The sequence below is a fragment of the Parabacteroides distasonis genome (assembly GCF_004793765.1).
Taxonomy (GTDB): domain Bacteria; phylum Bacteroidota; class Bacteroidia; order Bacteroidales; family Tannerellaceae; genus Parabacteroides; species Parabacteroides distasonis_A.
Genome location: NZ_SRYM01000006.1, coordinates 1 through 13,052 on the forward strand (window position 1 = coordinate 1; position 13,052 = coordinate 13,052).

Here is a 13,052-nt window from a genome sequence, read left to right on the forward strand (position 1 = left end):
TTATATTAACGTACGCATGTACATTATATCATTAGGTAAAAATGGCTCATGTGATAAAATCCGTGGATGAGATTATCGACAGGGAATGTTCCACGGAACGTGGAAAGTGTTTGGAAAACTACTTAGCAAGCAGACTTCCCCTTTGCTTAGGGAGTAGATGCCGGTCTACTTAGGGAGTCGTTGTCGATAGTCTTAAGGATTCGTCTGTATTCTTGTATTGTAACTGTCTTATTCTCTAAAGGATAAGTATACCTTCTTCGTTCGGTGTCGTCGAACGATCATTCGCCGCCGGCGAATATATATTCACTGCCGCCGAACGATCGTTCGCTGTCGCTAGATGAAGTATATATTAGGTTGTGAGGGATTTTCCATAAGATTCAAAGATCGTTTGTTCCGGTTTGTTTCGGCTTTTGTACCTATGGATTGGATAAGGAGCCTTAGTTATTCGTTTGGATGTTTGCGAGATTCATGGGATGTTCTGTTCTTCTACCATGTATCGCTGAAACGGTATTGTAACCGTTCAGGGTGCCGCCGGTAAGTCTGTTGTTATCACGAACATCTTAGGTAAGGTAGTCGTAAAATGAGGCTAACCGATGGACTAAACGAATAAAGGCGGGGAGACCCGCCTTTATGTAATATATAATTAAATAATTGTGCCCCGAAGAAAAGTATCCCGCGACGGGTGAACAGGTGGCATATTAATACTAAAGTAATTAAAATTCTTCCGCAGATATCCTCGTGAGAAGAGAAAGCGGATCAAAAAACAAGCCCTGTAAGATTATCCTACGGGGCTTTTATCTACCGTATCGCCACCTTGCGTACCGTATCGTCAATGCGGATGATATAATATCCCTTTGCGATATCTACGACATATTCGGCGGTGGACTGCTTGATTTCGATTTCTTTCACCTTGATGCCCACTACGCTGTAGATTTCCAAGATACTCCCGACAGGAGCGTTCTCTACCTTGATGTGATTCTCGTAGGCCGTGATTTCGATAGGAGAGGGATCTTCTTGCTTAGAAGCAAATATCTTGGCTTCCGATTTATTAGCTTGCGCGTAAACCGGATAACTTGCGGAGCATGCAAGTGCCAAAGCGATGATATGTATAAGCTTCATTTACTAGTCCCTAAATTCGCACAAATGTAGAAAGTTTTCTGCATATTAGAAAGTAATTAGCTTTATTTCGCAAAACGGATGTATGATTATACGCTCAGCCTCATACCTTCTTCCCCTAAGATCGTGCCGGGAAATATCTTGTCTGCTTCTTTCTTTAACGGAGCCATGTCCTCGTAACGGGCCGAGTAATGGCCGATAACCAATCGCTTCACTTGGGCTTTATAGGCGATCTCAGCCGCTTGGCGAGCGGTAGAGTGGAAGGTCTCTTTCGCACGTGCGGCGTCACATTCAGCGAAAGTCGCCTCGTGGTATAATAAATCCACCCCTTCGATGATGGGAATTATAGAGGAATGGAAGGCTGTATCCGAGCAATAAGCATACCGTTTGGGAGCGACGGCAGGGCGGGTCAAACGGGCATTCGGGATTACCTCTCCTTCCGGGGTGACAAAATCAGCGCCCCTTTTGATCTCTTGCATCATACGGACAGGAACCTGATAGAAATCCGTCATCTCTCGGATGATGTGCGCTTCTTTGGCTTTCTCGGCGAACAAATAGCCACAACAGGGTATCCGGTGCTTTAACGGAATGGAATAAACACTTAGGGAGCGATCTTCCATGACCAACGAATGAGTTGTCGGGTCGATTAAGTTAAAACGGATCTCATAAGGCAACCCTTTGCAAAAGATATCAAGTATCGGACGCATATAACTCTCGATCTCTTTCGGCCCATGAATAACCAATTCTCCGTTACGTCCCAGCATACCTAAGGTAGAGATCAATCCCGGTAGCCCGAAACAATGATCTCCGTGTAGATGGGAGATGAAGATATGATTTAAACGACTGAATTTTATACGCATACGACGCATTTGTACTTGCGTGCCTTCTCCGCAGTCGATCATGTATAGTTTATCTCGTAAATCGATGATTTGAGAGGTCGCCAGATGGCGGGTCGTGGGCAATGCGGAACCGCATCCCAATATGTTTATATCAAAATCAGCCATTCGTTGTCTATGGGAATAATTGAGTGCAAAGATAATACAAAAGCATTTCTGTTCTGTGAAAAATAACAAAAAAACAAAGTGTAATGTATGCGGGATGATGGGGATTCCATATATTTGTTTGCTGTCCTTCGGGAAAGCGAATATACAGTCGGTAAATAGACTTAAGATATTTTTTTCTAAGCCTTAACTAACTTTTTCTTTTTGTTTAAAACGGTTAAATGTAGAAACGGCCAAGCGTGAGCTTCGCCGTTTCCTTTTTTGTAGTTAATTTGAAATCTAAATATCTGTATCTAATGAATTATGATTCATAAATCTTAATATGTATGTCCGTTACCCTGCATTTCCTTACTATTGATCTTATGTAGATCAAGTGCTCTCCAAGCATAGAAAATGTAGGCTAATACGAAGGGGACGAGAATAGATACATAACTCATTACTTTCAGCGTGAATGGGCTTGAGCAACTATTCTGGATCGTTAATGAACTTTGTGGATCCGCCAAAGATGGGTAATAAGCGGTATTATTCCATCCTGCGCAAAGTAATAAGGCTAATACGGTCAAGACAGTCCCTGCTCCCGCGAACCAAATGCCCTTTCTCCAAGTCTTCGACAATACCGTTTTCCCTATGCCGAATAGTACGCCAACCACGCCGATCAATAATACAACCAACACGATTGGCATCTCGATCAGGTTCATAAAATACTTATACGGTTGCATAAATACTTCTCCGGTATCCGGGTTTACAGCGAAACCGTCCACCAGTAATAAGCGGATCAAGAATGTCAAGAAAAAGACGAGGAACAAGATTGTCTCAGGAATCAACTGTCTCCGGCTTTTAGCGACAATCTCCGGATCATCGATATTGTTGATAAAATAGAGTAGGGCCAAAGCTCGTGCCAAGAAGAAAACTGCCAGTCCTAGGCACAAATTCCAAAATACCAAAGCCGCCTCTAGTCCATGCCAAGCATTGGCCCACGTAGAAATAACAGGCATGGCTACATCAGTTAACTGTTCCTTGTTGACAATAAACTCGGCGCCGTTAAAGAAGGTGGCTACAGCGGTTCCGAGCAAGATCGGACCTGCTATACCATTGATCATAAGAAATACTTGGTACGTCTTTTTCCCGAGTAAGTTACCTTTTTTCGCTTGATACTCGTAAGATACAGCTTGTATCACGAAGCAAAGCAAGATCAGCATCCATACCCAATAGGCTCCACCGAAGCTTGTGGAATAAAATAGAGGGAAAGAGGCGAAGAAAGCACCTCCGAAAGTGACTAACGTAGTGAAAGTAAACTCCCACTTACGTCCGGTCGAGTTCAATAACATTTTTTGCTGTATCTCTGTCTTGCCGATAGTGAAGAGAAGAGATTGGCCTCCTTGTACAAAAAGAAGGAATACTAATAGCGCTCCCAGTAGAGATACCAAAAACCACCAGTAATGTTGTAACAATATATATGTACTATCCATAGGACTTCCTAATTAAGAATTGATAATTGAGTTTTGAAAATTAATGATCGGCAGTTTCCGGCCCTTTTTTGATGGCCTTAACCATGATTCCAATCTCTGCGATCAGCAGGATCGTGAATAAGATAAGGAACAGGTAGAAAGTGGTCTGTACCGAGGACGGATTTAAGTTGGATATCGAAGCGCTGGTCGGCAATATATCCTGTATAGCCCAAGGCTGACGTCCTACCTCTGCTACGATCCAACCAGCTTGCCCTGCTATATATCCTAAAGGTATAGACCATAGGCCCACGTATTGCAACCAACGTGTATCAGCGATTTTCCCTTTTTTATCCCATATCAATGTAATAATGAATAGTAAGATGAAGAAACAGCCAAGGATCACCATCACACGGAAAGAATAGAATGTCAATCCTACATGCGGAATTAACTCTGCCGGATCCTTAATATAACCATATCCGAAATAGGGGAAATTCTCTTCCAAGGTTACCCTGTATTGCCCGGCGGCTGCGGTATCTTTATCTTTGACCGCTTTGCGATAATCGGCTAACGCTTTGATAGCGGCTTTACCTTTCTCTATTTTTTCTTTGGCGGAAAGTGCAACTGTTCCCTTATTGGTCGTATAGCCTCCCTCGATTAGGTTTACGATACCTGGAACGTATGCGTCCATGTCACGTTCTGCTAAGAAGGAAAGGAGTTTGGGGAATTTAATGTCAAAAATAAATGCGTTCTGGTTATCCAGATAACTTGTCTTTGCCGGATTTAAGATACCGATGCCTACGAGTCCTACCCCGTTACCACCCTGATAAAGACCTTCCATAGCGGCTAGTTTCATCGGTTGCTTTTGAGCTACTTGATAAGCGGAACCATCACCTGTCCAGAGGATAAGGATGGAGGCTACCAGTCCGAATATCGCACTGACTTTAATACTTGACAAAGCGAATGTGGTATTCCGATTCTTTAATAAATACCAGCAGCTGATTCCTAACACGAATAAGGCACCTACGATCCAACCGGACAATACCGTATGGAAAAACTTATTAATGGCGACAGGCGATAAAGCTACGGCCCAGAAATCGAACATCTCGTTACGGACCGTATCCGGATTAAAATGCATGCCGACCGGATATTGCATCCATGCGTTAGCGATCAAGATCCAGAGAGCGGAAAGAGTTGCGCCGATGATCGTCAGCCAAGTCGAGGCGAGATGGAACCGTTTGCTAACCTTGTCCCAACCAAAAAACATGACAGCGATAAAAGTGGCTTCCATAAAGAAGGCGAGAATTCCCTCGATAGCCAAAGGCGCTCCGAAAATATCCCCGACAAACCAACTATAGTTAGACCAGTTGGTTCCGAACTCGAACTCAAGGATCAATCCCGTAGCGACACCGATAGCGAAATTGATACCGAATAATTTCATCCAAAATTGGGCGGTCTTTTTCCATGTCTCATTACCGGTCCGATAATAAATCGTCTCCATAATGGCTTGGATGACGCCAAGTCCTAGTGTTAGTGGCACGAAGAGCCAATGATACATGGCTGTAAGGGCAAATTGGGCCCTCGACCAATCGATCAATGAAGTGTCAATGTTTTCAATCATATTTATTAATGTTTTAAGGATTTATTGCCCGTTGTATGAGTTCGTTCGATACGTGGTTCTCTTTCTCTCTATCGCTATCGAACTGCCCTAGATAATTAGGAAAGAAGAATAATCTCAAGATAAAAAACATGATAAACAATTTGACTAAAATGATTAGCCAAAGAGTCTTGCCCAGCTTCATTTCCCGGAATCCTTCCAGATAAAAGCGGTATATTCGTATGAATGCAGATTCTTTTTTCATATAGTTGTTCTTATTTAAGATAACAGTTGTTAATATGAATATGTTTTCATGTTTTTACAAATATATCCAAATCGCATTAATAAAATACCCCCAATCCTATAGATAATATTTATGAAATTATAAATAAGATCTATCCTGTCTGTTAAAAAAAACTATTTTAAATAAGAAAGCAGTCTTTTGATTTTGTCAATAATACAGTATTGGCTATATTTGCGACAATTTGTTGCCTGTAAAGGTGTAAAGACACATGAAATATTATTGTTAAGTGCTAATCTATAAAAAATTATTACTATGTCAAACATTACTAGAAGATCTTTTCTTCAAAGAGGTACAGCTGCCGCTGCAGCGTTGACAATTGTTCCAAGTTCAGTTCTTGGTAAAAGTCATGGTCACATGGCCCCAACCGATAAGTTGAATATTGCCGGTGTAGGTATCGGAGGTATGGGTAACGCTAACTTGAAGAACATGGAGACTACTGAGAATATCGTAGCTCTTTGTGATATCGATTGGAAGTATGCGAAACCGGTATTCGACCGTCATCCACAAGCTAAGAAATATTGGGATTATCGTAAGATGTACGATGAGATGGGTAAGTCTATCGATGCCGTTATGGTAGCTACGGCCGACCATACTCATGCCATCATTACGGCTGACGCTATGACACTTGGTAAACACGTGTACACTCAGAAACCGTTGACTCACTCTGTTTACGAGTCTCGTTTGCTTACAAACTTGGCTAAGAGCACAGGCGTCGCTACTCAGATGGGTAACCAAGGTTCTTCCGGTGATGGCGTGAACTTGATTTGTGAGTGGATCGCTAACGGCGAGATCGGTGAGGTTACGAAAGTAGAGTGCGCTACGAACCGTCCTATTTGGCCGCAAGGTTTGAACGCTCCGGAGAAGGCTGATAAGATCCCTTCTACCTTGAACTGGGATTTGTTCACGGGTCCTGCTAAGTTGAGACCGTTCAACAAGACATATCATCCTTGGAACTGGCGTGGATGGTGGGATTACGGTACAGGTGCATTAGGCGATATGGCTTGCCACATCATGCATCCGGTATTTAAAGCTTTGCACTTAGGTTATCCGACACATGTTCAAGGTTCTTCTACGTTATTGTTGCAGGACTGCGCTCCTAACGCTCAACATGTGAAGTTGATCTTCCCGGCTCGTGACAATATGCCGAAGGTAGCAATGCCGGAGGTTGAGGTTCACTGGTATGATGGCGGTATGATGCCGGATCGTCCAGAAGGATTCCCTCAAGGTAAGGAATTAATGGGTGAAGGTGGTGGATTGTGTATCTTCCACGGTACGAAAGATACGTTGATTTGTGGTTGCTACGGTGTTAATCCTTGGTTGCTTTCAGGTCGTGTGCCTAACGCTCCTCAGACAGAACGTCGTGTTCCGAAAGGTAGCAGTGGACATGAGCAAGATTGGATCCGCGCATGTAAGGAGAGCAAGGGCAGTCGCGTAGAGACTAAGTCTAACTTCTTGGAGGCTGGTCCGTTCAATGAGATGGTTGTGATGGGAGTATTGGCTGTTCGCTTGCAACGTTTGAACAAGGTGTTGGAATGGGATGGTCCTAACATGCGATTCACGAATATCGATCCGAGCGAGACAATCAAAATTATCAAGAAAGATACCTTTGAGGTTATTGATGGTGACCCGAAATTTAAGACTGTATGGACGGATCCTATCAACGCTCAAGAATTTGCCGCAGGCTTGATCAAGCACAACTATCGTGATGGTTGGAAGCTGGTAGATATGCCGAGATAATATATTTAACTCAATAAATAAAAATGAAAAAGTCAGTATTATTAGCAAGTGCTGCTGTATTGATGTGTTATTTCACGTCTTGCGGTGGTGGAAAAAAGGCAGATGAAACTTCTGCAGCAGATGAAACAAAGACTGAGGCAGCTGCTCCTGAGTATAAGCTCATGACAGGACTACCAGAGGTAGACATCACGACTTTCCCGAAAGACAAAGAGGGTAGATACGTGATCTTCGATGGTAAGACTTTCAACGGATGGAGAGGTTACAACCGTGCGGATGTTCCGGGTGCTTGGACAATCGAGGACGGTGCTATCAAAATCAATGGTTCTGGTGCTGGTGAGGCTGGTGCTAATAACGGTGGAGACTTGATCTTCGCTGATAAGTTGAAGAACTTTGAATTGGAAATGGAATGGAAAGTGGCTAAGGGATCTAACTCCGGTATTTTCTATTACATCCAAGAGGTAGAAGGTCAACCTTCTTATATCTCAGCTCCTGAGTGTCAAGTGTTGGATAACGAGAACCACCCGGATGCGAAGTTAGGTAGCGTATTGGGTATCCGTCAATCTTCTTCTTTGTATGATATGATCCCTGCTAAACCGCAGAATGCTAAACCGCATGGAGAGTGGAACAAGGTGAAAATCATGTGCTATAAGGGTACAGTGGTTCATTATCAGAATGATGAGCCGGTTGTAGAGTACCACTTATGGACTCCGCAATGGAAGGAAATGTTGAGCAAGAGTAAGTTCAGCCAAGAGAAATGGCCGTTGGCTTACGAGTTGTTGTTGAACTGTGGTGGTGAAAACAAAGAAGGCTACATCGGATTGCAAGACCATGGGGATGATGTTTGGTTCCGTAACATTACTGTTAAGGTTTTGGATTAATCGTATCAAACATATTCTAGCATAAATAACGCCCGGGGTCTAAATCTATGATTTAAACTTCGGGTGTTATGTTTTTAATAATTGACTTTTTCTAAACCAATTTTTTAGGACCAAGAAATGAAAATAGAACAAGGTTACACGAAAGCGCAGATGATTTGGCTGATGATGCTGCGTCTTTTTATAGGTTGGCACTTTATGTATGAAGGCCTAGTAAAAATCATGAACCCAAAATGGACATCTTTACCCTATCTACTCGATTCAAAGGGTCCCGCTGCTTCATTTTTTATCAAATTGACTCAAGATGACAGTTTGATGACGGCCATCAACTTTTTGAATGAGTGGGCTCTGTTATTGATCGGCCTAGGCTTGACTTTAGGTTGTTTGTATCGTTTATCTTCTGTTGGAGGTATGATTCTTCTCGCTATGTACACGTTATCCCACCCTTCTTTCGTGGGAGCAAGCTATATGATGCCATTTGAAGGCTCTTATTTATGGATTGATAAGAACCTTGTGGAGTTCGCCGCTTTAGGCTTGATGTGCGTATTCCCTACATCACAAATCATAGGATTCGATCGTGTGTTAGGACGTGTGTGTCCGATATTGCATAAACTTAAATTTATTTGATACCCATGGCAACAGAAGATGCAAAGAATACTCCTTCTCAGGAGCAAATGCCCGATAAAGGACGTCGGGACACATTGAAGACATTGGCTACAGTGCCTATCTTAGGTGCTTTGGCATATGGCGTTTACCAAAAAAGGAAAGACGCTTTAAGGGGTCGTAACATATCAGATGTATTTCAGGTAAGTAACAGGCAGGCCTCTTATTTAGAGCCGCAAGGCGATGGTAAGAAGATCCGTATCGGTTTGGTAGGCTTCGGTATTCGTGGAAAGCAATTGATGCGTGCCGCTGGTTTTGCTGAGCCTTCTTGGATCGATAAGATGAAAGAGGCTAATAAGTTGAATAAGAAAGACACGCGTTATCAACAATATATGGAGCAAGATGATCTGAATATTGAGATAACCGCTGTTTGTGATATATTTGATGTATATGGTGAAGCCGCTGTATTGACTGGTTCCAATATCCATCGTGAGGGTAGCGACGGTAAGTTCGGGCCTGCTCCGAAGCGTTACCGGACTTATCAGGAGTTGGTAGCGGCTCCGGATGTGGATGCCGTTATTATCGCTGGTCCGGACCACTGGCATAGCACGATCGCTATGGCTGCGGCACGTGCCGGAAAGCACGTATATTGCGAGAAGCCGTTATCATGGACGGTGCCTGAGACCTATATGGTTCGCCAAGTGATCAAGGAGACCGGCGTTGTATTCCAGTTAGGTCACCAAGGGCGTCAGACCGACTGTTATCAGAAGGCCGAGGAGATTATCGGTAACGGATTATTAGGTCCTGTTAACTTGATTGAGGTTTGTACGAACCGTAACTCTCCAAATGGTGCTTGGGTATATGATATTATCGAAGGCTCTAATCCTAATACGATTGATTGGAAGCAGTTCGAGGGTGATCCTGAGCGTATTAAGGAATATATGGATTATATGACATCCAACAAGCTTGAAAGATATATCGGTCCGGACGAGCGTAGCAAGTTCAGTCTGGAACGTTTCTTCCGCTGGCGTTGTTGGTGGGATTATAGTACAGGTCTTTCCGGTGACTTGTTGACACATGAGTATGACGCTGTCAATCAGATTATGCATGTGGGTATACCTCATTCCGCAACTTCATCCGGTGGTGTTTATTTCTTCAAGGACGGACGTACGGTACCTGATGTATTGCAGACTACTTTCGAGTGGCCGGATCGCGATTTGACGATGTTGTATAGCGCTACATTGGCAAGTAGCCGTAACCGTGGCAAGGTATTTATGGGACATGACGCTTCTATGGAGGTTTCTAATATCCTAGCTATTACGGTTGACCAAAATTCCACTCGTTATGCGGATAAGATCAAGGAAGGTGTTATTCCTACAGATACCCCGTTCTATACCTATGTACCGGGACAAAATAGCTCGGATTCCGTTACATCTCCTACGGAGTTGTATTTCGCTAAGCGCGGTTTGCTGTATACCTATGTAAATGGCAAGCGTTATGATACGACTCACTTGCATATCCGCGAATGGCTGGAATGTATCCGTCAAGGCAAGACTCCTAGCTGTAATATTGACGCTGCTTTCCAAGAGGCTATGACCGCTCATATGGGTACTCGCGCTTATCTGGAAGGACGTACGATGTACTGGGATAAGGATAAGGAAGAGATCGTAAGAGGTGAACTAGCGTAAGTATTAAAAAGACGATAAATAACATTCCAAAAAAGCGAACTTCACAAGTGGTGAGGTTCGCTTTTTTGTGCGCATGTATAAAATTTCTTCTCTTTCTTGTAACCGATTTGTGATTGCTCATGTCTTATTGATAAAAGCGAATAATTTATTAAACCTTTAAAGAATAAAAGATATGAACGAGTTGTGGATTCCTATTTTAGGTGTTATTTGTGCGGTAGGTATGCCGGTATTGTTAGGTATTATCGCTAGTTACATGACCATTAAAAGTAAGCATGAGGAAAAGATGGCGATGATTGAGAAAGGAATTGTGTTGGAAGAGGCTATGCGGCCCGAGAGAAGGCCTAATCGTTATAATACCCTGCGTAACGGTATTTTTATGATCGGTTTGTCATTGGGTGTGATTGTCGGTATGATGGTCGACTCTGCTTTCACTTACGATAGCGATTGGTTCTTTTTGTTAGTTCCGGCTATTACGATTATGTTCGGTGGAGTAGCTTTTATAATTTATTTCTTTCTTTCCCGTTCTTTAATGGAGAAGGAGAGATTGGAGGACGAGAAGAAAATGCGTCTGGAAGAATAAACGATACCGGATGGATGAGCGAAAGTGGATAGAACGTATTTTGGCAGGGGACACGCAAAGTTTCTCCTGCCTTGTCGCAAAGTATGAGAAGATGGCTTATACCATCGCTCTTCGTATCTTGGAAAATCGCGAGGAGGCAGAAGAGGCCGTACAGGATGCGTTCGTGAAGATGTATCGTGCTCTTTCCGATTTTCATTTCGATAGTAAGTTCTCAACATGGTTTTATAGGATCGTGTATCGTACGGCGTTGACAGCTTTGAGGCAACAGCGTATATTTGTGAATTATGAGGAGGTAGGATCTATAGACCTTTTGAATGACGAAGTTGAATCGGCTACGGCTTTATTGGAGCGTGAGGATCGAAAAGAGATGATCGCACGTACGTTGAAAAAGCTTCCGGCTGATGAGGCCTTGTTGCTTACTCTTTATTATTTGGAGGAATGCTCGGTGGAAGAGATCTGCCAGATCACTGAATTGAGCGCTTCTAATGTGAAAGTAAAACTATTTCGTGGACGGAAACGGTTTTATGAAGTGTTGCAAGATAAAATGAAATTAGAGACAGCTGATTTGTTATGAATATGAATGAGAAAGATATTGATCATTTGACACGTAAGTTGATGCGAGGAACGGCAGAACAACCTTCGGCTTCATTAAACTCCCGTATTATGGCATTGATTATGCAAGAGAAGAAGCGGGTATATAAGTACTATATCAAGAAGCGGTTTACGCCTGTAGGCATTTTTAGCATGTTTGTCGCTTATATGCTTGTATTAGTAGGCATCTTGTATTTGGTTAAGCTTTCTCCGGGCGGGGCGGAAACGGTTTTAGGTTCTTTGCGAGCCTATTTCCCGATTGTTTTAACGATTGCTTCCGGGATCTCTTGTTTCTTCCTGTTTACACAACTCGATAATTGGTTGAAGAGAGAAGAGATACACCGGCAAAACACCTCAAAATAAAAATATCCGGTTGTAGAGACGGGCATGCCCCGTCTCTACAACTAATTAATTGGCCTTGACTTTTAGATTTCCGTAACGATTTCCTTCGAAGTGAATCGTCGGTTGCTTTCCACCATTAATCTCATAGGTGTAATTCTTGTCACGATCCTCATCGTCAAAATGCTTGCGGGTGATATTGAAACCGTTCACGTCGCAGCTTGAATACTTCATGTTCTCCGCTACTATCCGGAAAGACGTTTTTGCGGGAAGCGCTACTTCCAAATTCCCATAATGGGATTCTACGTTCACTTTCGAGAAAGAGGGAGACAAGTTTCGTATCTTTAAGTTACTATAGCTAAGGCTACTTACATTCAAGGCATCTTTAAGAGTCCCGATTTTAGCGTCGCTGTACTTAATTTCCATGTCTAGTCTACTTACGCTTTCGATTGTAAAATTACCGTATTTAATCTCCATGCGTAAAGATTGTATATTCTGTATATCCAGATTGGAATACTTACTGTCTATCGTTAATTCTTTAGCGTTGCGGATTTTGGCAGTCCCTACGTAGCCCAGATTCAGTTGGGCATCTTGCAGATTCCCTACCTCAACGTTACCATATTTAGCCTCTATCATTGCGTTGGCGATAAAATTACCCGCATTCAGGTTACCATATTTTACATGGATATCCATGTTGCCGTTATTATCGCTTGGCAAGTTGATGTTTCCGTATTTCTGGTTCAAGTCTGCACCGAGCTTAGGTGGCATCTGGATATAATAATTGATCGTCATGGACTCATTATTCGAATTACTATTCATCTCCTTCTTTATCGTAGTGATCGCTGAGACAATACCACCTATCTTCTTGGTCTCGATTTGGATACGGTCCAAGTTCTCTTGAGCACGTTCCTCGCTGCGAGCCTTACATTCTACCTCAACCCGTATAGCTACCGTATTCTGATTCCAGTGGGTAACGGTGATGTTTCCATAACGGTTTTCTACTTGGAGACGATCACCAGCGCTTACGCTGTAGGATTGAGATATCTCTTTTTTCTTGATCTTCTCTTGTGGCCTAGCTATTGCCGATAGATTGCATAGCAGCAATACGAAAGTCAGCAATACGGCGGGACTTAATTTTACGTGTGTCGTGTTCATGATTGATATGTATTAATTGTT

General features: G+C 42.9%; 13 protein-coding genes and 1 pseudogene. 8 read left to right on the forward strand and 6 right to left on the reverse strand.

Annotated features, from left to right (window positions below; all coding sequences use genetic code 11):
- Nucleotides 1–503: 503 nt before the first annotated feature.
- A pseudogene (locus E5342_RS20270) lies at nucleotides 504–581 on the forward strand (DUF6383 domain-containing protein); the annotation flags it as partial.
- Nucleotides 582–798: 217 nt separating this feature from the next.
- Here E5342_RS20270 and E5342_RS03125 read toward each other — a convergent pair.
- From E5342_RS03125 to E5342_RS03145, 5 genes are all read right to left on the reverse strand, one after another.
- The gene (locus E5342_RS03125; RefSeq protein ID WP_121735434.1) at nucleotides 799–1,119 is read right to left on the reverse strand and encodes a T9SS type A sorting domain-containing protein; all 321 of its coding nucleotides are present in this window, start codon (nucleotides 1,117–1,119) and stop codon (nucleotides 799–801) included.
- A gap of 86 nt (nucleotides 1,120–1,205) precedes the next feature.
- Nucleotides 1,206–2,120, reverse strand: coding sequence for a ribonuclease Z (locus E5342_RS03130; protein ID WP_121735433.1), 915 nt, complete (start codon nucleotides 2,118–2,120; stop codon nucleotides 1,206–1,208).
- Between the two features lie 314 nt (nucleotides 2,121–2,434).
- Nucleotides 2,435–3,586: a cytochrome d ubiquinol oxidase subunit II gene (locus E5342_RS03135; RefSeq protein ID WP_121735432.1), complete on the reverse strand. Its 1,152-nt coding sequence runs from the start codon at nucleotides 3,584–3,586 to the stop codon at nucleotides 2,435–2,437.
- 40 nt (nucleotides 3,587–3,626) lie between these two features.
- Entirely contained in the window at nucleotides 3,627–5,183 is a 1,557-nt protein-coding gene (locus E5342_RS03140) for a cytochrome ubiquinol oxidase subunit I (protein WP_135958809.1), read from the reverse strand.
- Nucleotides 5,184–5,196: 13 nt separating this feature from the next.
- On the reverse strand, nucleotides 5,197–5,424 hold the full coding sequence (locus E5342_RS03145) for a DUF4492 domain-containing protein (RefSeq protein WP_121735430.1): 228 nt from the start codon (nucleotides 5,422–5,424) through the stop codon (nucleotides 5,197–5,199).
- A 291-nt stretch (nucleotides 5,425–5,715) separates the two neighbouring features.
- Between E5342_RS03145 and E5342_RS03150 the strand changes: the two genes are divergently transcribed.
- The 7 genes from E5342_RS03150 (at nucleotide 5,716) to E5342_RS03180 (ending at nucleotide 11,900) form a co-directional block, all read left to right on the forward strand.
- Entirely contained in the window at nucleotides 5,716–7,200 is a 1,485-nt protein-coding gene (locus E5342_RS03150) for a Gfo/Idh/MocA family protein (protein WP_121735429.1), read from the forward strand.
- Between the two features lie 23 nt (nucleotides 7,201–7,223).
- Nucleotides 7,224–8,078: a 3-keto-disaccharide hydrolase gene (locus E5342_RS03155; protein ID WP_135958810.1), complete on the forward strand. Its 855-nt coding sequence runs from the start codon at nucleotides 7,224–7,226 to the stop codon at nucleotides 8,076–8,078.
- A gap of 117 nt (nucleotides 8,079–8,195) precedes the next feature.
- Complete coding sequence (locus tag E5342_RS03160; RefSeq protein WP_121735427.1) at nucleotides 8,196–8,702, forward strand: DoxX family membrane protein; 507 nt, start codon at nucleotides 8,196–8,198, stop codon at nucleotides 8,700–8,702.
- A gap of 5 nt (nucleotides 8,703–8,707) precedes the next feature.
- A complete protein-coding gene (locus E5342_RS03165; protein WP_121735426.1) occupies nucleotides 8,708–10,366 on the forward strand; it encodes a Gfo/Idh/MocA family protein in 1,659 nt (552 codons plus the stop codon).
- A 172-nt stretch (nucleotides 10,367–10,538) separates the two neighbouring features.
- Complete coding sequence (locus E5342_RS03170) at nucleotides 10,539–10,946, forward strand: DUF6249 domain-containing protein (protein ID WP_008773927.1); 408 nt, start codon at nucleotides 10,539–10,541, stop codon at nucleotides 10,944–10,946.
- A 10-nt stretch (nucleotides 10,947–10,956) separates the two neighbouring features.
- Nucleotides 10,957–11,520 carry an RNA polymerase sigma factor gene (locus tag E5342_RS03175; protein ID WP_121735425.1) on the forward strand — a complete coding sequence of 188 codons (564 nt, stop codon included), beginning with the start codon at nucleotides 10,957–10,959 and terminating at the stop codon, nucleotides 11,518–11,520.
- A gap of 2 nt (nucleotides 11,521–11,522) precedes the next feature.
- On the forward strand, nucleotides 11,523–11,900 hold the full coding sequence (locus E5342_RS03180) for a hypothetical protein (RefSeq protein WP_236651374.1): 378 nt from the start codon (nucleotides 11,523–11,525) through the stop codon (nucleotides 11,898–11,900).
- 45 nt (nucleotides 11,901–11,945) lie between these two features.
- On the opposite strand, the gene E5342_RS03185 is transcribed toward E5342_RS03180, so the two are convergent.
- Entirely contained in the window at nucleotides 11,946–13,031 is a 1,086-nt protein-coding gene (locus tag E5342_RS03185; protein ID WP_121735423.1) for a hypothetical protein, read from the reverse strand.
- Nucleotides 13,032–13,052 lie beyond the last annotated feature (21 nt).

Excerpts from the sequence above, each read along its gene's own strand:
- E5342_RS03135 (WP_121735432.1), bottom strand. The coding sequence starts at position 3,586 with ATGGATAGTACATATATATTGTTACAACATTACTGGTGGTTTTTGGTA.
- E5342_RS03185 (WP_121735423.1), bottom strand. The coding sequence starts at position 13,031 with ATGAACACGACACACGTAAAATTAAGTCCCGCCGTATTGCTGACTTTC.
- E5342_RS03150 (WP_121735429.1), top strand. The coding sequence starts at position 5,716 with ATGTCAAACATTACTAGAAGATCTTTTCTTCAAAGAGGTACAGCTGCC.
- E5342_RS03180 (WP_236651374.1), top strand. The coding sequence starts at position 11,523 with ATGAATGAGAAAGATATTGATCATTTGACACGTAAGTTGATGCGAGGA.
- E5342_RS03130 (WP_121735433.1), bottom strand. The coding sequence starts at position 2,120 with ATGGCTGATTTTGATATAAACATATTGGGATGCGGTTCCGCATTGCCC.
- E5342_RS03175 (WP_121735425.1), top strand. The coding sequence starts at position 10,957 with ATGGATGAGCGAAAGTGGATAGAACGTATTTTGGCAGGGGACACGCAA.
- E5342_RS03155 (WP_135958810.1), top strand. The coding sequence starts at position 7,224 with ATGAAAAAGTCAGTATTATTAGCAAGTGCTGCTGTATTGATGTGTTAT.
- E5342_RS03170 (WP_008773927.1), top strand. The coding sequence starts at position 10,539 with ATGAACGAGTTGTGGATTCCTATTTTAGGTGTTATTTGTGCGGTAGGT.
- E5342_RS03140 (WP_135958809.1), bottom strand. The coding sequence starts at position 5,183 with ATGATTGAAAACATTGACACTTCATTGATCGATTGGTCGAGGGCCCAA.
- E5342_RS03165 (WP_121735426.1), top strand. The coding sequence starts at position 8,708 with ATGGCAACAGAAGATGCAAAGAATACTCCTTCTCAGGAGCAAATGCCC.
- E5342_RS03145 (WP_121735430.1), bottom strand. The coding sequence starts at position 5,424 with ATGAAAAAAGAATCTGCATTCATACGAATATACCGCTTTTATCTGGAA.
- E5342_RS03125 (WP_121735434.1), bottom strand. The coding sequence starts at position 1,119 with ATGAAGCTTATACATATCATCGCTTTGGCACTTGCATGCTCCGCAAGT.
- E5342_RS03160 (WP_121735427.1), top strand. The coding sequence starts at position 8,196 with ATGAAAATAGAACAAGGTTACACGAAAGCGCAGATGATTTGGCTGATG.